Annotated in this window: 15 protein-coding genes; 7 read left to right on the forward strand and 8 right to left on the reverse strand. The window is 62.5% G+C overall.

Translation table 11 applies throughout. The features are described 5' to 3' along the window. Positions 1-110: 110 nt before the first annotated feature. Genes D109_RS0116585 through D109_RS0116595 form a run of 3 tightly spaced genes read right to left on the reverse strand, consistent with a single transcriptional unit; the run spans position 111 to position 2,175 of the window. Positions 111-698: an HAD family hydrolase gene (locus D109_RS0116585; RefSeq protein WP_017477868.1), complete on the reverse strand. Its 588-nt coding sequence runs from the start codon at positions 696-698 to the stop codon at positions 111-113. Continuing rightward, positions 695-1,564 (reverse strand): acyl-CoA thioesterase II, encoded by an 870-nt coding sequence (gene tesB / locus D109_RS0116590; protein WP_017477869.1) that lies wholly within the window; start codon positions 1,562-1,564, stop codon positions 695-697. Before tesB ends, D109_RS0116585 begins: the two co-directional genes overlap by 4 nt. 41 nt (positions 1,565-1,605) lie before the next feature. After that, positions 1,606-2,175, reverse strand: coding sequence for a GNAT family N-acetyltransferase (locus D109_RS0116595; protein WP_017477870.1), 570 nt, complete (start codon positions 2,173-2,175; stop codon positions 1,606-1,608). Between the two features lie 76 nt (positions 2,176-2,251). On the opposite strand from D109_RS0116595, the gene D109_RS0116600 reads away from it, so the two are divergent. Then, a complete protein-coding gene (locus D109_RS0116600; protein ID WP_017477871.1) occupies positions 2,252-3,172 on the forward strand; it encodes a histone deacetylase in 921 nt (306 codons plus the stop codon). Between the two features lie 172 nt (positions 3,173-3,344). Beyond that, positions 3,345-4,577: a TIGR03862 family flavoprotein gene (locus D109_RS0116605; RefSeq protein ID WP_017477872.1), complete on the forward strand. Its 1,233-nt coding sequence runs from the start codon at positions 3,345-3,347 to the stop codon at positions 4,575-4,577. A 117-nt stretch (positions 4,578-4,694) separates the two neighbouring features. Here the strand turns inward: D109_RS0116605 and D109_RS0116610 are convergent, their stop codons facing one another. Continuing rightward, on the reverse strand, positions 4,695-6,026 hold the full coding sequence (locus D109_RS0116610; protein ID WP_017477873.1) for a DEAD/DEAH box helicase: 1,332 nt from the start codon (positions 6,024-6,026) through the stop codon (positions 4,695-4,697). A gap of 48 nt (positions 6,027-6,074) precedes the next feature. Continuing rightward, positions 6,075-6,971: a drug/metabolite exporter YedA gene (yedA, locus tag D109_RS0116615; protein WP_017477874.1), complete on the reverse strand. Its 897-nt coding sequence runs from the start codon at positions 6,969-6,971 to the stop codon at positions 6,075-6,077. Positions 6,972-7,131: 160 nt separating this feature from the next. On the opposite strand from yedA, the gene D109_RS0116620 reads away from it, so the two are divergent. Together D109_RS0116620 and D109_RS0116625 are read left to right on the forward strand one after the other, a co-directional pair. Further along, positions 7,132-7,593 (forward strand): Lrp/AsnC family transcriptional regulator, encoded by a 462-nt coding sequence (locus tag D109_RS0116620; protein WP_017477875.1) that lies wholly within the window; start codon positions 7,132-7,134, stop codon positions 7,591-7,593. Positions 7,594-8,057: 464 nt separating this feature from the next. Then, positions 8,058-8,351, forward strand: coding sequence for a DUF6124 family protein (locus D109_RS0116625; RefSeq protein ID WP_017477876.1), 294 nt, complete (start codon positions 8,058-8,060; stop codon positions 8,349-8,351). 120 nt (positions 8,352-8,471) lie between these two features. Here D109_RS0116625 and D109_RS0116630 read toward each other — a convergent pair whose 3' ends face one another. Next, positions 8,472-8,945 (reverse strand): Lrp/AsnC family transcriptional regulator, encoded by a 474-nt coding sequence (locus tag D109_RS0116630; protein ID WP_026078018.1) that lies wholly within the window; start codon positions 8,943-8,945, stop codon positions 8,472-8,474. A gap of 145 nt (positions 8,946-9,090) precedes the next feature. On the opposite strand from D109_RS0116630, the gene D109_RS0116635 reads away from it, so the two are divergent. From D109_RS0116635 to pbpC, 3 genes are all read left to right on the forward strand, one after another. After that, positions 9,091-9,720 (forward strand): LysE family translocator, encoded by a 630-nt coding sequence (locus tag D109_RS0116635; protein WP_017477878.1) that lies wholly within the window; start codon positions 9,091-9,093, stop codon positions 9,718-9,720. A gap of 80 nt (positions 9,721-9,800) precedes the next feature. Next, entirely contained in the window at positions 9,801-15,644 is a 5,844-nt protein-coding gene (locus D109_RS0116640; RefSeq protein ID WP_026078019.1) for an alpha-2-macroglobulin, read from the forward strand. Then, entirely contained in the window at positions 15,625-17,922 is a 2,298-nt protein-coding gene (gene pbpC / locus D109_RS0116645) for a penicillin-binding protein 1C (RefSeq protein WP_017477880.1), read from the forward strand. The genes D109_RS0116640 and pbpC overlap by 20 nt, the downstream gene beginning before the upstream one ends. Here pbpC and D109_RS0116650 read toward each other — a convergent pair whose 3' ends face one another. Together D109_RS0116650 and D109_RS0116655 are read right to left on the reverse strand one after the other, a co-directional pair. Further along, positions 17,923-19,089, reverse strand: coding sequence for a hypothetical protein (locus D109_RS0116650; RefSeq protein WP_017477881.1), 1,167 nt, complete (start codon positions 19,087-19,089; stop codon positions 17,923-17,925). Continuing rightward, positions 19,086-19,667, reverse strand: a complete 582-nt coding sequence (locus D109_RS0116655; protein WP_017477882.1) for a LemA family protein — start codon at positions 19,665-19,667, stop codon at positions 19,086-19,088. Before D109_RS0116655 ends, D109_RS0116650 begins: the two co-directional genes overlap by 4 nt. Positions 19,668-19,705 lie beyond the last annotated feature (38 nt).

Below are 19,705 nucleotides of genomic sequence, written 5' to 3' on the forward strand. Positions count from 1 at the left end.
TGTGGGAGCGGGCTTGCTCGCGAATGCGGTGGATCAGTCAGCATATTTATTGACTGACACACCGCATTCGCGAGCAAGCCCGCTCCCACATTGGATTTTCATCGACCGGACTAAATCATCCGGCGCAATACCGCACAATCTTCGGCATGCCAATCCGCCAGTTCCGGCCACGGGTTATCCGGCAAATTAACCAACACCGTCCTGGTCCCCGCCGCCCGCCCACAATCCAGATCAAAGCGGTAATCACCGACCATCACCATCTCTTGCGGCGCCACTTCCCACGCTCGCGCCAGCTTCAACAAACCACCCGGGTCAGGCTTGGGCGGCGCATCATCACGCCCCAACACATCCTCAACCGCAAAGCAGTCCGCCAGGCCGATCGCCTGCAACGTCACATGGGCCAGCTCCCGCGCATTGCGCGTCAGGATGCCCAGCCGATAACCGCGCCCGGCCAATTCCCGCACCAACTCCACCGCGCCAGTCGCCGCCACCGAGCCCAACGCCAACTCGCGCTCGTGCTCCAGCAACCACGCATGTTTGGCCACGGCTTCATCGGCGGGCAATGCCGCCAGGTGCGTAAGAATGTCGTCAGTCGGCGGAATATCCAGGGCCACGCGAATCGCCGCGAAGTCATGCACGGCCACCGTCAGGGTGCCATCCATGTCGAACACCCAATGCTTCACATCACTCAGGCTCATGCCCAATCCTTGCGATGACGAATCAAGCCTTCCTGGGTGACCGACGCCACCAGCTGCCCCGCGCGGTTGTACACGCTGCCCCGGGAGAACCCACGGGAATTGCCGGCCCACGGGCTGTCCATGGCGTAGAGCAACCAGTCATCGGCACGCAGGTCGGCGTGGAACCACAGCGCGTGGTCGAGGCTGGCGACTTGCATGTCTTTCTGCCACACGGTCTTGCCATGGGGCAGCAGCGATGTGGTCAACAGGCCGAAATCCGAGGCGTACGCCAGCAGGTATTTGTGCAGCGCCGGCGAGTCGGCCAAGGCGCCATCCGCACGAAACCACACGTACTTGACCGGGTCGGACGGCTGCGGGTTATACGGATCTTTCTCGGTCACCGGCCGCACTTCGATCGGCTTGGGGCACAGCAGCTTTTCGCGCATGTGCTCAGGAATCAGGTGCGCGCGCTGTTGGGTCAGTTCCAGCTCCGAGGGCAGGTTTTCCGGGCCGACCACCACGGGCATGGTGGTCTGGTGCTCGAAGCCTGCTTCGTCGTACTGGAACGAAGCGCTGCAGGTGAAGATCGGGTTGCCCTTCTGGATCGCCGTCACCCGGCGCGTGCTGAAACTGCCGCCATCGCGTACCCGGTCGACCGAATACACCACCGGCAACGCCGCATCGCCCGGGCGCAGGAAGTAACCGTGCAACGAATGCACATGCCGCGCCTCTTCAACGGTCTGGCTGGCCGCCGACAGCGACTGGCCGAGCACTTGGCCGCCGAACAGCTGGCGAAAGCCCAGGTCCTGGCTGCGGCCGCGAAAGAGGTTTTCCTCGATCGGTTCCAGGGTCAGCAGGTCCACCAGATCTTCCAACACTTGGCTCATAGAGCATCTCCTACAACAATCTATTGGGCATTCCGGGCTGCTTATCCGTGCAGCGTGTCCAACCATTGGGCGCGGGTGATGCGATACAACACATGATGCCGCACCGGGTCATCCGCTGCGACCTTGGGGTGTTCAAAATCTGCCAGGGGATCGTAATGCATACCGATGGCTTGCATGACTTTTTGTGATGGCAGATTGGCTTCAGTGGTAAACGAAACGATCTCGTCCAGCTTCAGCCGGTCGAAACCACAGCGCAGGGCGGTCCAGGCGGCCTCGCTGGCATAGCCCAGGCCCCAGTGTTCCTTGGCCAGGCGCCAGCCGATTTCCACCGCCGGGGTGAACGGCGCCTCGAAGCTGACATTCAACAGCCCGGTGAGGCCGATGAACTCGCCGCTGTCCTTACGCTGCAATGCCCACAGGCCAAAACCGTACTCGGCGAAATGGCCGCGAATACGCCCGATCAGCGCAGCGCTTTCCAGGCGGCTCAAGGTGGCCGGGAAATAACGCATCACCTGCGGGTCGGCGCACATGCGCGCAAACTCCGGCAAGTCGGCATCGCTCCATTGGCGCAGTACCAGACGTGCGCTTTCCAATTGCAGTATTGGCTCCATTGATCCCCCTCCCTTGCCATGTGCGTGAGTGTAACGCGCTGTTAAGATCCGTCGCTGGTTCCCGTCAGAAATCGCCATGCCTTTGCCACTGATCTACCACGACGACTACAGCCCCGAGTTCCCGGCGGACCACCGCTTCCCCATGGATAAATTCCGCCTGTTGCGTGACCATCTGGTGGAGAGCGGCCTGACCCGGGACAGCCAACTGCTGCGCCCGGAACTCTGCCCAGCCGAGATTCTGGCCCTGGCCCATGAACCTGGGTATATCGAACGCTACATGAGCGGCGAGTTGTCCCGCGAAGACCAGCGGCGCCTCGGCCTGCCCTGGAGCGAAGCCCTGGCCCGGCGCACCGTGCGCGCGGTGGGCGGCTCGTTGCTGGCGGCCGAGCAGGCCCTTGAGCATGGTCTGGCCTGCCACCTGGCCGGCGGCACCCACCACGCCCACTACGATTACCCGGCGGGTTTCTGCATCTTCAATGACCTGGCGGTGATCAGCCATTACCTGCTGGCCAGCGGCCGGGTCAACCGGGTGCTGATCTTCGATTGCGACGTGCACCAGGGCGACGGCACCGCGCGCATCCTCCACGACACCCCGGACGCGATCACAGTGTCCCTGCACTGCGAAAAGAACTTCCCCGCCCGCAAGGCCGAAAGCGACTGGGACATACCGCTGCCGATGGGCATGGGCGACGCCGACTACCTCAAGGTGGTCGACGATGCCCTCAACTACCTGCTGCCGCTTTATCAGCCCGACCTGGTGCTGTATGACGCCGGCGTAGATGTGCACAAGGACGACGCACTCGGCTACCTCAAGCTGACAGACCAAGGCGTCGCCGCCCGCGATGAAAGCGTGATGCGCCACTGCCTGGGCCGCGATATTCCGGTGGTCGGCGTGATCGGCGGCGGCTACAGCAAAGACCGCCCTGCCCTGGCCCGTCGCCACGGAATCCTGCACCACAGCGCGCAGCGGGTCTGGACGTCATCAGGTTGTCATTGAGTTATGCACCTTACCCACAATCGCTGTGGAACTGCCTGTGGATAACCTGAGTGAAAGCCTCTGTAGGCCATAAGCTGCCTGGCCTGCAGGACGCTGTACGTTTTTTGATCAGGCAGCACGGGCATCCTCGGGTAGAATGCTCGGCCTACTTTGCCGAACCGCAGTTATCCCCATGCCCCAGACTCAAACCTCACCTCAACACGCCATCATCATCGGCGGCGGCCCTGCCGGGCTGATGGCCGCCGAAGTGTTGAGCCAGGCCGGGGTCCGGGTCGACGTGTACGACGGCATGCCATCGGTAGGCCGCAAGTTCCTGCTGGCGGGCGTGGGCGGCATGAACATCACCCATTCCGAAGCTTACCCGGCGTTTCTGTCGCGCTACGCCGAGCGGGCACCGTTCATGGCGCCGTTGTTGCGTCAGTTCGGTGCCGAGGCGTTGTGCGAATGGATACATGGGCTGGGGATTGAAACCTTTATCGGCAGTTCGGGCCGGGTGTTTCCTACCGACATGAAAGCCGCCCCGCTGCTGCGCGCCTGGCTCAAGCGTCTGCGGGACCAGGGCGTAGTTATCCACACCCGTCACCGCTGGCTGGGCTGGAATGCCGACGGCAGCCTGCTTATCCACAGCCCCGAGGGCGACAAACATGTGCGCGGTGATGCGGTGCTGCTGGCGTTGGGCGGCGGCAGCTGGTCGCGACTGGGCTCGGATGGGGCATGGTTGAAATTGCTGGAAGACAAAGGCGTGCCTTACGCGGCGTTGCAACCGAGTAACTGTGGCTTCGAGGTGTCGGCCTGGAGCGAATTGATGGTCAGCAAATTCGCCGGGGCACCGTTGAAAAACGTCGCCATCGGGTTAGCGGACGATAAACCTCGGCTGGGTGAATGTGTGGTCACCGCCACGGGCATCGAAGGCAGCCTGGTCTATGCGTTGTCGGCGCCGATTCGTGAGGCGATCAACCGGGATGGATCGACCACCGTGCATATCGACCTGTTGCCGGGCAAGCCACTGGACAAGGTGGTTGCGGCGTTGAGCAAGCCACGTGGCTCACGCTCGATGAGCAAGCATTTGCACAGTCAGTTGGGAGTGGACGGGGTGAAGGCGGCGCTGCTGCGGGAATTGACCCCGGCCGAGCATTTCAATGATCCGGCGCAATTGGCCGTGGATATCAAGGCGCTGCCGATGACGCTGGTGAAAACCCGGCCAATGGACGAAGCCATCAGTACGGCGGGCGGCGTGCCGTTTGAGGTGCTGGATGAACGCTTGATGATCAAGCAACTGCCGGGCGTGTTTTGCGCAGGCGAGATGCTGGATTGGGAAGCACCGACGGGCGGGTATTTGCTGACGGGGTGTTTTGCCAGCGGGCGAGTGGCTGGGCAGGGCGTGCTGGAATGGCTGAAGAACTGATCGTTCCCACGCTCCGCGTGGGAACGCCGCCCTGGACGCTCCGCGTCCGCTTCTGAAGCTGACGCCGAGCGTCACAGGATGCATTCCCACGCAGAGCGTGGGAACGATCCTTAAGGCTTACTTCTTCTTACGCGGGCCAGTATTAAACGCAGGCACCTTGCGCACCGGCTTGATCGACGGCTCCGCCACCGACACTTCACCACTCTCCACCCACTTGCCCAGGTTGCGCTTGCCACCACCGGACGCCTTGGGTTTCTTCGGCTTTTTCGGCTTCTTCACCACCTGACCAGTGGCATCGGTATCCGGCACGCGATGTTCCGGTTCGAAGTCCTGCTCCATCTTGCGGGTCAATGTCTGACGGGTCAGCATCTCGATGGCCGACAGCATGTTTACTTCATCCGCACACACCAGGGAAATCGCCTCACCGGTGTTGCCCGCACGACCAGTACGGCCGATGCGGTGGATGTAGTCCTCAGCCACAATCGGCAGGTCAAAGTTGACCACCAGCGGCAAGTCTTCGATGTCCAGGCCACGGGCCGCCACGTCAGTAGCCACCAGGATCTGCACGTCACTGCTCTTGAAGCGATCCAGCGCGCGCTGGCGAGTGGCTTGTGGCTTGTCGCCGTGAATCCCGTCGGCATTGATGCCCAGGCCCTGGAGTTTTTCCACCAGCGCATCCACGCCGTTGCGGGTCTTGGCGAACACCAGCACTTGCTTCCAGCGGCCCTTGCGCATCAAGTGCACAAACAGCTCCGCCTTGCGCTTCTTGTCCACCGGCACCACCCACTGCTTGACGGTGTTGGCGGCAACGTTGCGCGGGCTGACTTCAACGGTCAGCGGATCAATCAGCATCTGCCCGGCCAACTGGCGGATCTCGTCGGAGAAGGTCGCGGAGAACAGCAAGGTCTGGCGCTTTTTCGGCAGCATGCGGTAGATGTTCGCCAGTTCTTCGGAGAAGCCCAGGTCGAGCATGCGGTCGGCTTCATCCAGCACCAGGGTTTGCAGTTGGTTGAGTTTCAGCGCGTTCTGGCGGAACAGGTCGATCAGGCGGCCAGGGGTGGCGACCAGCACATCAACACCCTTGCGCAGCTTCATCATCTGCGGGTTGATGCTCACGCCGCCGTATACGGCGTACGTGGTCAGCGGCAGGTGTTGAGCGTACTCGGCGACGCTGGCGTGAACCTGTTCGGCCAATTCACGGGTCGGGCACAGGATCAGCGCGCGCACCGAGTTGGCGCTGACTTTCGGCCCTTCCATGGTCAGCAGTTGCAGCAGCGGCACGGCGAAACCGGCGGTCTTGCCGGTGCCGGTCTGGGCCGCAGCCATCAGGTCACGACCGGCCAGCACCGCCGGAATGGCTTGCGCCTGCACCGGCGTCGGGGTCTGGTAGCCAAGCGTCTCAAGGGCGCGCAGCAAGGGTTCGATCAGGCCAAGTGTGGCGAAAGTCATGGAAATACCGTAGGAAAAAGTCAGCGCAAGGTCGCAATGCGCGGCAGTTTACCTTATTTCCGGTTTCGGCTTTCGCCACTGTGGCAGGCTGATCAGCAACACCGCGCTGATGATCACCAACATTGCCAGGGCTTCTTCCATGCCAATGGTCTCGCCGACAAACACTATCCCGAGCAACACCGCCACCGCCGGGTTGACGTAGGCATAGCTGGTGGCCGCCGCCGGGCGTACGTGCTTGAGCAGGTACATATAGGCATTGAAGGCGATGATCGAACCGAACACGGTCAAGTACGCCAAGGCCAGCCAGCCTTCCAGCGGCGGCATGGCTTGCAGGTGTTCGCCACTGACGGCACTGAGCACCAGCAGCACGACACCGGCAATCAGCATCTCCGCCGCACTGGCCATGGCGCCTTGCGGCAGCGGCAAATGCTTGCTCCACACCGACCCGAAGGCCCAGGCCGCCGCCGCAAAAATCAGCAAGGCCGCACCGGTGGGGCTCGATTGCAGGTTGGAGCCCATATTGAGCATGGCGATGCCGATAATCCCCAGCACCACCCCGGCCCATTCCAGACGGGTATTACGCGCGCCCCAGAAATAACCACAGAGCAAGGTAAACAACGGCACCGTCGCCACCGCCAACGCGGCAACCCCGGACGCCACGCCCGTATGCTCGGCCACACTGACCGCACCGTTACCGAAGGTCAGCAGCAAAATGCCGATCTTCGCGGCAGCCTTCCACTGCACCCACGTCGGCGCCGGCGCCCCGCGCCAGCGCAGGAAGGCATACATCAGCGCACCCGCCGTCATAAAGCGAATCCCCGCCAGCAACAACGGCGGCCAATACTCCACACCAATGCGAATCACCAGGTAGGTAGACCCCCAGATCACGTACAACGCAAAAAAGGCAGCGATCAACGGTAAGGGAAAGCGACGTGGGCCAGGCATTGGGCAGCTCTACGGCAGGACAAGGGAGCGTTATTTTAGAAATCCCCGGCCGTAAACATAAGTTACAAAACCTGTTTAAAGCGCCAGTACACTTTTCAAAACATGGTTATCAAGGCTATAAACCGTGCTTTCGAAAGCTATGGATTCCCGGAGCCTTATCATGGACAAATACGACCGCATGCTTCTCAGCGCTCTGCTGGAAGACGGCCGCGCGTCCTACGCGCAATTGGCGCGCACCGTGAACCTCTCGGCGCCCGCCGTGGCCGAGCGGGTGGCGAAACTGGAAGCCAGTGGTGTGATTACCGGGTATCAGGCCAAGGTCGACCTGTCGAAGGTGGGGTTGCCGATCCAGTGCGTGATTGAGCTGCGGTTGACCAACCATGGGAGCCAGAAGGTGTACGACGCGCTGTCGGAAATTCCCGAGCTGACTGAATGCCATCGGGTGACGGGCGATCCGTGCGTGATCATGCAGGCGGCGGTGGGCTCGATGCCGGAGTTGGAGAGTTTGATCAATCGGGTGGCGAAGTTTGGGTTCAGCAAGACCTCGATCATCTTGTCGAGCGCGATAGAGCGGCGAGTGCCGCTGGGGCAGTTGGAGGGGAATGGGAAGAGTGGCAACTGAACACGCCGCTCGACAGCTCGTTCCCACGCTCTGCGTGGGAACGCATCCGGTGACGCTCTGCGTCACGACTTGAAGAGCGGACGCAGAGCGTCCAGGGCGGCATTCCCACGCGGAGCGTGGGAACGATCGCCACGGGCACACTTTTTAGGGCCAGCAAGACGGATCCCTTTCATTTGCAGGACCTTTCCTAGAAAATCCAACCGCCTTGTTTCGGCCGGATCAGGTAGCTAGTCTCGCTCGGTCATCGAACAATCGACGACCGGACGTGCAAGTCCGACTGGCAAGGATATACAGACGCCCTACTCCTCAACGTCCGACGTTATCTGTTATGGCGGCTGTGCGCGGGAGGTCCTCGGATCTGCCGGGTTTTCCTTTGCCCCGGTCTTGCACACCTGCGTACAGCTGCCACCTTCATTCGCGTGCAAGCGAACGGTGATAGCTTCTTACCTCAAAGGAGTTCCACCATGGTCAAAGTCACCCCCGATCCACCAGAGTTTTGCAGCGACAGCCCACTCACCCGCCGCGCCATCGATTACTACCTCAAAGCCTCCGCACCGGACGGCGCACCCTTCGTGCTCAACGACAACATGAGTTTCGAAGACGCCCTGGCACGGGCGGCCGACTTGCTGCATTGCGCCGTGGCAACCGCACAGATACCCGGCGAACCCATGAACGGGCAGCAGCGGGCGGTGATGCATTTGGTGGAGATGGCGAAGGTGGTGGTGGATCGGTCGCTGGACTGCTTACAGCCTCGATAACCACCGCAACTCGTTCCCACGCTCTGCGTGGGAATGCATCCGGTGACGCTCTGCGTCACGACGTTAAGAGCGGACGCGGAGCGTCCAGGGCGGCATTCCCACGCAGAGCGTGGGAACGATCTAGCCGGGAAGATGCCCCAACGGCAACGCCCCCGGGGTCTTCACCGTTTGAATCGCGAAGTTGCTGCGGATATCGCTCACTCCCGGCAACTTCAACAAACTCCCGGTCAGGAACCGCTCATACCCGCGCAAGTCCGGCACCACCACTTGCAGCAGGAAATCCGATTCCCCCGACACCAGAAACGCCGAAATCACCTGAGGCAATGCCGTCACCGCCAACCGAAACGCCTCCGCCTGTTCATCGTTATGCCGCTCCACTTTGACCCCGACAAACACCGTCAGCCCCAACCCGACTTCATCCCGGTCAAGACTCGCCTGGTAACCCCGAATCACCCCGGCCTCCTCCAGCAACCGAACCCGGCGCAAACAGGGTGAGGCCGACAAGCCAATCTCGTCCGCCAGTTGCACATTGCTCAAGCGCCCATCCCGTTGCAGGGCCTCAAGAATCTTGCGGTCAAACGCATCCAGTTTCAGGTTTGGCATAAGTGAAGTATTTCGCCCGGTAAAAGTGGCAGATTGTGCCAAGACTAGACGCTTTTCCGGTTGACTACGCAAGCACCTGCCCCGGCCTTCACCTCTAAAATTGCCCTACGAATCACGTATCGCAAGGGGCAGGCACATGACAGAACTCTGGTTGTTTTTAGTCGCGCTGGCGGTGGTGTACCTGTTGCCCGGCCCGGACATGATCCTGCTGCTGCAAACCGGCGCCCGCCAGGGCAAGGCGATGGCGCTGGCCACGGCAGCAGGTCTGGGGCTCGCGCGGGCCTGCCACGTGGCACTGGCCGGGATGGGCCTGGCGACGTTGTTCAAGGTCGCACCCTGGACCTTCGATGTGGTGCGCCTGGGCGGTGCGGCGTATCTGCTGTGGATCGGCGTGCAGTGCCTGCGCGCCAACCTGCTGCCCAGCCTGAACACCGGGGATGGCCCGGCACCGGCGCATGCCTGGCGTGAGGCCTTCCAACGCGGCCTGCTGACCAACCTGCTCAACCCCAAGGCGCTGCTGTTCTGCTCCGTATTGCTGCCGCAGTTCATTGATCCACACGGCGTTTCGGTGACGGCGCAGTTCGCAACGTTGGGCGCAATTCTGGTGGCCGTCGGCCTCGCATTCGACAGTTGCTATGGCCTGGCCGGCGCCAGGATCGGCCGCTGGCTGCAACGCAGCCCGTCCGCCCAACGCCTGCAACAATGGCTGTTTGGGAGTCTTTTGATCGGTTTTGCGATACGCCTCACCTTCGTACAGCAAGCCTGAGCAAAACGACGTGTTTTGCCGTCATCTTTTGTATTAAAGAGACGTGTAAGATACGCGACACATTGCCAGGGATGCTCACCATGTTTGATTCGTTAAAAGCGACCAGCCGCCGTTTTTTCGGGGCCTTGATCTCAGTGGTGAGTGTTCTGTTCAGCGCCGTTCGATGGGTGGCACGCAGCCTGTTCGGCCAGTGGCAACCGCCGCGCTGGCTGCAAGCCACAGGCAACGGCCTGGTCAACGTCGGCCACAAGGCCCGGGCGTATCCGCGTCAGGCCGCAGGCGGTGTGCTGGCCCTGGCGTTGCTGGTGGCCGCAGGCGTCTATGGCTGGCACTGGTACTCCCACCTGCCGCAACCCCACACCGTGGGCTATTCGCTGCACAAGCCCAACCTGACGGATTACACCCAGCCGCAGCCGGTTGTGGATAACTTGCAGGTGCGCTTCGCCGAATCCGTGGCACCGCTGGCGGCCATTGGCAAGCCGGTCACCGAAGGCATCACCCTCAAGCCGACCATCGCGGGTACCTGGCGCTGGTCGGACGACCGCAGCCTGGTGTTCACCCCGGAAAAAGACTGGCCCGTCGACGCCCACTACACCATCGACCTGGCCAAGAAAAACCTGTTGGCCGACGGCGTACTGCTCAACCAATACACCAGCCAATTCTCCACCCAGCCGTTCCGCGCCACCCTGACGCAAAACGAGCTGTACCAAGACCCGAGCAACCCGACGCAGAAACAGCTGGTCGCGACCTTCCACTTTTCCCACCCGGTGGACGAAGACAGCGTACGCAAGCGTGCTTCGGTCACCCTCGGCAAAGGCCTGGCCTACCGCGACGCACAACTGCCCAACCGTCCGGAAGTCACCTTCGACGAGCACAAGCTCAACGCCTTTGTGCGCTCCGCCGCTCTGGCCACTCCGCTGGAAAGCACCCCGGTCAGCGCCAAGCTCGATGAAGGCCTCAAGGCCCGTGACGGCGGCAATGCCAGCTCGGCGCCGTTGGTGGCCGAAGTCACCGTGCCTGGCCGCTATCGCCTGACCTTTACCGGCGCCGAAGTCAGCTTTGTCGACAACGAACGCGGCGAGCCCGAGCCGGTGTTGATGTTCAGCAGCTCCAGCGCCGTGGCCGACGAGACCATCGCCAACAAGGTGCAGGCCTGGATGCTGCCGGAAAAAGCCGAGGACGATACCCGCCCCTGGAACCTGCAGGACATCGACGACAAGCTGCTGGCCAGCAGCACCAAGGTCAAGCTGACCCATGTGCCGAGCGTCGAACCGCTGAACACCCTGCACGCCTTCAAGTTCAAGGCCCCGCCGGGCCGGGCCCTGTATGTGCGGGTACCGGCCAACCTGGAAGCCATCGGCGGCTACCTGGCGAAAAATCCGACAGCCTCCCTCGTGAGCATGCCGGCCTATCCGCGCACGCTGCAGTTCCTGTCCGACGGCGCCCTGCTCAGCCTCACCGGCGAAAAACGCCTGGGCTTCATGGCCCGTGGCGTACCTGGAGCCCATGTGGAAATCGCCCGCCTGCTGCCCAACCAGTTGCAACACTTGGTGGACCAGAGCAGCGGCAGCTTTGCCCGACCGAATTTTGCCAATGACTACTTCGACCGGATGGTGGAGCGTCAGAGCCTGGACATTCCGCTGTCAGCTGGCGACCCGTCCAAAACCGTCTACGACAACGTCGACCTGAGCAGCTACCTCACAGCCAACGGTGGCCGCCGAGGCATTTTCGTGCTCAAGCTGAGCCCGCAGGACGACCCGGCTGATCGCACCTTCGACTACTCGCGCAATACCACCAGCGACCTGCGTTTCATCGTGGTCACCGACTTGGGCATCATCGCCAAGCGCTCCAGCGATGGCAGCCACGACGTGTACGTACAGTCCATCGGCAACGGCTCGCCGGTGTCCGACGCCCAGGTCGATATCATCGGCCGCAACGGTTTGCCGGTGGCCAGCGGCCATACCGACGCCGAAGGCCACGCGCACTTCGCCAAGCTGGATGAACTGCGCCGTGAGAAAACGCCATTGATGTATGTGGTCAGTCGCGGCAACGACCAATCGTTCCTGCCGATTGCCCGTCAGTCCCAACAGCTGGATTTGTCGCGCTTTGATGTAGGCGGCCTGGAAGAAGACGGTGCGATCAATCGTCTCAGCGCCTACCTGTTTACCGACCGCGGCCTGTACCGGCCCGGCGAGACCGCGCACCTGGGCATGATCGTGCGCAGCGGCGACTGGAAAGGCGCGCTGCAAGGCCTGCCGGTTGAGCTGCAGATCACCGACCCACGTGGCCTTGAGGTGATTCGCCAGCCGTTGAAACTGTCGGCCAGCGGTTTTGAAACCTTCGATTTCCCAAGCAGCGAAGTGGCGCCATCCGGCGATTACACCGCGACCCTGCAACTGATCGGCGAGAAGCAGCGCCGCACTGACCTGGGCAGCGTCAGCTTCAAGGTTCGCGATTTTGAGCCAGACCGGATGAAAGTCAGCCTGAGCTTGCACGATACACCGGTGCTGGGCTGGATCCCGCCAGACCAGGTGGTGGCCAAGGTAACCGCGATGCATTTGTTCGGCGCTCCGGCGGCGGGCCGTCGCGTCACGGCAAAAATGTCCCTGAGCCCGACGCTCGCGGCCTTTGATCGCTACCCGGATTACCGTTTCCGCCTGAATGACTCGCTGGAAGAAGCCAGCTCCGAAGACCTGGCCGAAACCACCGTCGACGACAATGGCCAGGCGCTGCTGGACCTGAACCTGCAACGCTTCGCCAACAGCACCTACCGCCTGCAAGTGATGACCCAGGTGTACGAAGCCGAAGGCGGTCGCAACGTCGCCGCACAAAGCGCATTGCTGGTGTCGGCGGCGCCGTACCTGGTGGGTGTGAAGAGCAAGGATTCGCTGTCCTTCGTCGCCAAGGACGCCCCGCGTGAAGTGCAATGGCTGGCCGTGGCGCCGGACCTCACGCCAGTCGCCGTCGACGGCCTGACCAGTGAAGTGGTCGAGCACCGTTACGTCTCGGTGCTGGTGAAGCAATCCAACGGCACCTACAAATACGAGTCGCGCATCAAGAACATCAACCAGCCGGCCTCGCCGGTGGTGATGACCAAGGACGGCACCAAGCAAACCCTGAATACCGGCACCCCGGGCGATTTCACCCTGCAACTCAAGGACGCCAACGGCAACCTGCTGAACCAGATCGACTACAGCGTCGCCGGCCGGGGCAACACCTCACGCTCCCTGGAACGCAACGCCGAGCTGCAACTGCGCCTGGATAAACGCAGCTACGCCACCGGTGATGAGATCGCCATCAGCATTCGTGCGCCATACACCGGCGCCGGGTTGATCACCATCGAACGGGACAAGGTCTACACCCAGCAGTGGTTCAAGGCCGACAGCACCAACAGCGTGCAACACATCCGCGTTCCTGCGGGGCTTGAGGGCAATGCCTACGTCAACGTGCAGTTCGTGCGGGACATCGGCTCGTCCGAGGTCTACATGAGCCCGCTGTCCTACGGCGTGGTGCCGTTCAGCATCAACCTCGACGCGCGGCGCATGGCGCTGAAAGTCGAAGGCCCGGCGAAGATCGAGCCGGGGCAGACCCTGGATATCAAGGTCAACGCCGACCGCCCTGGCCGCGCAGTGGTCTACGCGGTAGACGAAGGCATCCTGCAAGTGGCGCGCTACCAGACGCCGGACCCGCTGGGCTTCTTCTTCCAGAAGCGTGCACTGGAGGTCGGTACCAGTCAGATTCTTGACCTGATCCTGCCGGAATTCAGCCGCCTGCTCAGTGGGGCAGCGCCGGGTGGTGACACCGAAGGCGCCCTGGCCAATCATCTCAACCCGTTCAAGCGTAAACATCAGCCGCCAGTGGCCTGGTGGTCTGGCTTGGTGGACTTGCCGGCCGGTGAAACGGTGCTGCATTACCAGGTACCGGACAGCTTCAACGGCAAGCTGCACCTGTTTGCCGTCGCGGTGGACAGCGACAGCGTAGGCGTCAGCGAGGCCAACACCGAAGTGCGCGGGCCACTGGTGATCACGCCGAACGTGCCTGCCTTTGTCGCGCCGGGGGATGTGTTCAGCGTCAGCGCCGGGGTGTTCAGCAACCTGGACGCGGCGGCGGACGTGAAGTTTGAAGTGCAGACCAGCGATGGCTTGCAGGTGCAAGGCGACAAGGCCAGCACCCTGGCCCTGCAACCGCGCAAGGAAGGCGTCGCCGAGTTCAAGATCAAGGTTGGGGAAAACCTCGGCTCGGCCGACTTGCGCTTCGTCGCGGTGCTGCCGGATGGCAAGCGGATCCAGGTGGCGGAAACCACGTCGATCCGGCCATTGAGCGAACATCGGGTGGCCCTGAGCCTGGGCCGTTTCGACAGCGCCAGCAAAGAGCTGAAACCGACCCGCGACCTGTTCGGCCAGTTGCGCGATGTGCAATTGGGCGTCGCCGCTTCGCCGCTGGTCTGGGCCAACGGCCTCAAGCATTACCTGGATGACTACGGCTACGCCTGCACCGAGCAATTGGTGTCCAAGGCCATGCCGGCGTTGATCTGGGGCGGTAATGCGCCGGAGGCCGAGCAGGCCTTCAGCGGTGCGGTGCGCATGCTGCGTCAACGGCAGAACCAGGCCGGTGGTTTCGGCTTGTGGGCGGCCAACCCGGATGTGGCGCCGTACGCCAGCCTGTACGCCACCGACTTCCTGATCGAAGCCAGGGAGCGCGGGCTGCCGGTACCGGAAGATCTGCTGCAACGTTCCAACGCGTACCTCACCGACCTGGCCAACGGCCCGAGCGAAGGCCTGTCTGAATTGCGCAACCGCGCCTATGCCAGTTACCTCCTGAGCCGTCAGGGGATTCTGGTGAGCGGCGCCTTGAGCGATATCCGCGAACGCTACGAGAGCTACTTCAAGGACACCTGGCAGAACGACATTGGCGCCGCATACCTCGCCGCCAGCTACAAGTTACTCAAGCAGGATCGTCAGGCCGACACGCTGTTCCGCAAGGTGCCGTGGCTTTCCCTGTCGGATAAATGGAACAGCGACGGCCTGTATTACGACCCGCTGGTGCACGACGCGGAGCACCTGCATTTGCTCGCCCGTCACTTCCCGGAAATGCTCGACGATGTGCCGGCAAGCCTGCTGGATAAACTCGGCAAGCGCCTCAACGAGCAACGCTACAACTCGCTGTCGGCGGCACTGTTGCTGCGGGCCCTGGACAACTATGGCCAGCGCGCGCAAAGCGACATGACCCTCAAGGCCACCGCGTGGCTCAGCGACAAGCAGCAACAGTTGTTGCAGATGGCCGGCCAGCCGCCACGTGCAGCAGTGCCTGCCGGTACGCAAAAACTGCAGATGGAAAAATCCGACGGCCCGGCGGCGTTCTACATGCTGAGCGAAGCCGGCTATGACAAGGGCGCCAACCTCAAGCCGATCAACAACGGCCTGGAAATCATCCACGAATACCTCGACCTCAAAGGCAATCCCGTCAGCAAGGTCGCGGTAGGCGATGAGTTCCTGGTGCGCCTGCGCTTGCGCGCCACCGACCGTGATCAGGTGCAACAAGTGGCGGTGGTCGACCTGCTGCCGGGCGGCGTCGAACCTGTGTATAACTTGCCGCCGGAGCCGGAAGCGGCCAGCAGCGAGGAAAGCGAAGGCGACGATTCGGAGTACGTTGAAACCAGCGAAGACACCGAAGAAGCCGACGCCTGGCAGGCGCCGATCGGCGAGACCGACTTGAGCAACTGGCAGCCGGACTACGTCGATGTGCGTGATGATCGGGTAGTGTTGTACGGCACCGCGCTGCGGGATGTAGGCACCTTCGTGTACCGCGTGCGCGCCACCAACGCCGGTACCTTCAATACGCCACCGGCCTACGCCGAGGGCATGTACGAAACCACCCTGCAAGGACGCGGCAAAGTAGGCCAGCTTGAAATTACCAAGCCTTAAAAGCCTGACGCCGCTGCTGGCGGCGGCGTTGATTCTGGCGGGGCTGCGACTGTGGCCCCATGCACCGCTGGAACAGGCAGCCACCTCCTCACGGGTGGTGCTGGCCGATGACGGTTCGCTGCTGCGCATGACCCTGGCGGCTGATGGGCAATATCGCCTGTGGCTACCCCTGGAACGGATTTCTCCGTCGCTGGTGGAGGCGCTGCTGCTCAAGGAAGACCGCAATTTCTACTGGCACCCGGGGATCAATCCCCCGGCGTTGTTGCGGGCGGCCATGGCCACCTATAGCGGCGGCCAGCGCCAGGGCGGTTCGACCTTGAGCATGCAGCTGGCCAGGCGCCTGTGGGATCTCAATACCCGCCGGGTGCCCGGCAAACTGCAGCAGATGGCCCTGGCGTTGTGGTTGGAGGCGCGTTACAGCAAGCACGACATCCTCGAGGCCTACCTCAACCTGGCGCCCATGGGCGGCAATATCGAAGGTGCCGAGGCGGCCAGCCGGATCTATTTCGGCAAGTCAGCGGCGCAGTTGTCCTTGTCTGAAGCCCTGGCGCTAGCCGTGATCCCCCAGCAACCCGGCCGCCGCGCGCGCTTCGGGCCATCGCTGCAAACCGCTCGGCAACGGCTGATGGCGGACTGGCGGGAAACTTATCCACAAGACCCGCGTAACGAGAGTTTGCTGGACCTGCCGCTGGAAGCCCGCAACCGCCAGCAGATCCCATTTCTGGCGCCGCACCTGAGCGAACAGTTGCTGGCCTCGCAAACTGGCAACGAGTTGAACAGCACCCTCAACCTGCCGCTGCAACAATTGCTGGAACGCCTGATCACCGGCTTTATCGCCGAGCGCCGCAGCAGCGGTGTGGAAAACGCCACGGCGATCCTGGTCGACAGCCGCGACCAAAGCGTAAAAGCCCTGGTGGGCTCGGCGGATTACTTATCCACAGGCATCCATGGCCAAGTCAACGGTGTGCTGTCGCGGCGCTCGCCTGGCTCCACCCTCAAGCCATTCCTGTATGGGCTGGCGCTGGACCAAGGGGTGATCCACCCCATGAGCATCCTCAAGGACATGCCGAGTAACTTCGGCTACTTCCAGCCGGAAAATTTCGACGGCAGTTTTGTCGGGCCGGTGACAGCCCGCGATGCGCTGATCCGCAGCCGCAATATCCCGGCGGTGTGGCTGGCCAGCCAAACCCGCTCGCCGTCACTCTACGGCTTGCTGCAACGGGCCGGGATCAAGGGCCTGCGAGGCGAAAGCCATTACGGTTTGGCCCTGGCCCTGGGCGGCGGCGAGATGACGCCCGAGGAGCTGGCGCGGCTGTACGTGATGCTGGCCGGTGACGGACATCTGCGACCCTTGCGCTATTTGCAGGAACAGCCGCAAACCACCGGCCCCCAGTTGCTCACCCCACAAGCGGCCTTTATGGTGCGCGACATGCTGCGGCGCAACCCGCGCCCGGACGGCCTACCGGGACGCCACTGGCGCACGGCCTGGAAGACCGGCACCTCATGGGGTTTTCACGATGCGTGGAGCGCCGGCATCGTAGGCCCTTACGTGCTGGTGGTGTGGGTGGGCAACTTCGACGGCCGTCCGAATCCGGAATTTATCGGCGCGAAAACCGCCGCACCGCTGTTCTTCCGCATCGCCGACGCCCTGCCCCTGGCCTTGCCCAACGTGGTGATCAAACCCAACAAGCCGCCCGCCGGGCTGATCCGCATCGACGTCTGCGCGGCCTCCGGCGACCTGCCCAACCGCTGGTGCCCGCGCACCCGCAAGACCTGGTACATCCCCGGCGTGTCACCGATTCGTGTGTCCAACCTGCATCGCCCGGTGCTGATCGACACCCGTACCGGCAAGGCCGCGTGCCCGCCGTTCGACCCGCAGTACACCCGTGAAGAAGTCTTCGAATTCTGGCCCAGCGATGTGCAGCGGCTGTTCCGCGCCGCCGGGCTGCCCCGGCGTACGCCGCCCAATGTGCAGAAAAGCTGCCAACCCAACCGCGTCGGCGACCAGAGCGAAGCGCCGCAGATTCGCTCGCCGCTGACCCAGGTCAGCTATCACCTGCGCCTGTCCCAGCCTCAGGAAAGCATTCCGCTGAACGCCAACGCGGCCAGTGATGCGCTGACGCTGTACTGGTTCGCCGACCAGACCCTGATCGGCCAGGGCCCGCCGCAAACCACGCTGAACTGGCGGCCGGGGAAGTCGGGGGAGTATCGGTTGCGGGTGACTGACGATCAGGGACGTAGCGCCAGCCGGGGATTAAAGGTGGAGTTTGTGCCTTGATCAGGCGTCTTCGTCGCCGAAACTCGCAGCGCCTGCGTCTTTCGTAAAATGCTTGTACGCGACCCCCAGCTTGCGTTGCTCAAAGATCGAAAACACCAGGGTGCCCAGCAGAATCATCATCCACACCAGGAACACCTTCATGGTGTCCACCTGAGCCACCACCAGCAGCAACGTCACCACGCCGCCAATCACCATGCCAAAGCCCATCCAGGCGCCCAGCACACGGCCCACCGCCAGGCGCATGCCCTTGGGCAGCAACAGCCGCAGCGCGAGCAACACCACAAACATCGTCAGCAGGAAGCCAAACGCGGCCATGAAAGGAATCACGAAGCCATTGTCACGGTACAACCAGGCCAGAAAACGATAGGCGGGATTCAGCTCTGCCATTTGCTGGTAGGTGGCAGGGCCCGGTAGATGCAGTTGGGCAAAATGTTCCGGGGTCATGGCCATGATGCCGACACCGATCAAGCCCACCACCACCGCATAGAAACCACCGGCACGCCACAACGGCGCCAGCACACGGCGATTCTCCACATCCCTGGTCTCGGCCACGCCGAACACTGCGTCACGTTGCCTGCCCTGGGCAATCACCGTCTTGCCGTCACGCTCGCAGGCGTCGCCAATCAGCATCACCTGCATAGCCTGGGTGAGGAGCAGTTCGCCCTGACGGCGGGAGTTGCTGATCGATTCATGCTCGTCAGGGCGCTTGTTGCCGAACAGGTCGATGCCTTCGGCAATCACCGTCACTTCCCCGGTGGCGTCCTGCACGCGGAAGTCATTGCAGCGAGCCTCGGCCGAGACCTGGCTCCAGCTCCAATCGCCGTCTTTGTCTTTGGTGCCTTCCTCGATGATCCACACGTAACCCGCACAAGGCTTGCCGTTGACCGGGGAAATCAGCGGTGTGTCGACGATCACCTTGCCCTTGACCTCCACCAGGCCCATGGCCAAGGAGCGTATCTGGCTGGTGGCCAGGCGCTGTTCGGTGCGATAGAAGTTGGGGCCGAAGCTGGCCAGCAGGCCAATCAAGATGCAGACGGGGAAAAACAGCGCCACCAGGATCGTCGGGGCATAAACCATCAAGCCGATGAAGCCGGCGAGGAAGACCAGCGCCGCCAAGGTTTTCCAAGCCGGCTTTTTCGCGACAACGCCCGCCTGGGTCGTTTTCATGCTCCCGGCACCTCAAGCTTCACGCCCTCGTAGCGGGTTTCTTCGGCACTGATGGCCAGCAGCGGGATGCGCTGGTAGCCAAGCATCTTGGCGAAGAACAGATCAGGGAAAATCGCGATGGCGATGTTGTAGAGGTTGACCGACTCGTTGAAAAACTCGCGGCGGTCGGCGATGCGTTCTTCAACCGCCGAGATCGCCTGCTGCAACTCGGCCATGTTGGGGCCGGAGATCAGCGTCGGATAATTCTCGGCCACTGCAATCACCGACTTGAGTGCCGTATTGAGCTGGTTGGAGGCATCGACCTTATCGGTGAGGCTGCTGGCGTTGAGGTACGCGGTGCGGGCGTCGCTGAGGCGGGTGAACAGCGCGTTCTCATGGTTCATGGCGGCTTGCACCACGCGCATCAGGTCGGGAATCTGGTCTGCCCGTTTCTTGAGCAATACGTCGATGTTGGCGAAGGCTTTATCCACATCGTTGCGGCGCATCACCAGGCCGTTGTAGACCCCCACCAGCCAGCCGACCAGGCCGACCACAATAATCAGCACCACGATACCGGCGATCAGCAGTTCGATGTTCATGGGGCGGCATTCCCTGGCTAGTTATCCACAGAGCGCAT

This window comes from Pseudomonas sp. PAMC 26793, assembly GCF_000313235.1.
Classification (GTDB): domain Bacteria; phylum Pseudomonadota; class Gammaproteobacteria; order Pseudomonadales; family Pseudomonadaceae; genus Aquipseudomonas; species Aquipseudomonas yamanorum.

What these genes read in the sequence shown, in the direction of transcription:
- D109_RS0116585 (WP_017477868.1), bottom strand. Translation starts at nt 698, where the DNA reads ATGAGCCTGAGTGATGTGAAGCATTGGGTGTTCGACATGGATGGCACC.
- tesB (WP_017477869.1), bottom strand. Translation starts at nt 1,564, where the DNA reads ATGAGCCAAGTGTTGGAAGATCTGGTGGACCTGCTGACCCTGGAACCG.
- D109_RS0116595 (WP_017477870.1), bottom strand. Translation starts at nt 2,175, where the DNA reads ATGGAGCCAATACTGCAATTGGAAAGCGCACGTCTGGTACTGCGCCAA.
- D109_RS0116600 (WP_017477871.1), top strand. Translation starts at nt 2,252, where the DNA reads ATGCCTTTGCCACTGATCTACCACGACGACTACAGCCCCGAGTTCCCG.
- D109_RS0116605 (WP_017477872.1), top strand. Translation starts at nt 3,345, where the DNA reads ATGCCCCAGACTCAAACCTCACCTCAACACGCCATCATCATCGGCGGC.
- D109_RS0116610 (WP_017477873.1), bottom strand. Translation starts at nt 6,026, where the DNA reads ATGACTTTCGCCACACTTGGCCTGATCGAACCCTTGCTGCGCGCCCTT.
- yedA (WP_017477874.1), bottom strand. Translation starts at nt 6,971, where the DNA reads ATGCCTGGCCCACGTCGCTTTCCCTTACCGTTGATCGCTGCCTTTTTT.
- D109_RS0116620 (WP_017477875.1), top strand. Translation starts at nt 7,132, where the DNA reads ATGGACAAATACGACCGCATGCTTCTCAGCGCTCTGCTGGAAGACGGC.
- D109_RS0116625 (WP_017477876.1), top strand. Translation starts at nt 8,058, where the DNA reads ATGGTCAAAGTCACCCCCGATCCACCAGAGTTTTGCAGCGACAGCCCA.
- D109_RS0116635 (WP_017477878.1), top strand. Translation starts at nt 9,091, where the DNA reads ATGACAGAACTCTGGTTGTTTTTAGTCGCGCTGGCGGTGGTGTACCTG.
- D109_RS0116640 (WP_026078019.1), top strand. Translation starts at nt 9,801, where the DNA reads ATGTTTGATTCGTTAAAAGCGACCAGCCGCCGTTTTTTCGGGGCCTTG.
- D109_RS0116650 (WP_017477881.1), bottom strand. Translation starts at nt 19,089, where the DNA reads ATGAAAACGACCCAGGCGGGCGTTGTCGCGAAAAAGCCGGCTTGGAAA.
- D109_RS0116655 (WP_017477882.1), bottom strand. Translation starts at nt 19,667, where the DNA reads ATGAACATCGAACTGCTGATCGCCGGTATCGTGGTGCTGATTATTGTG.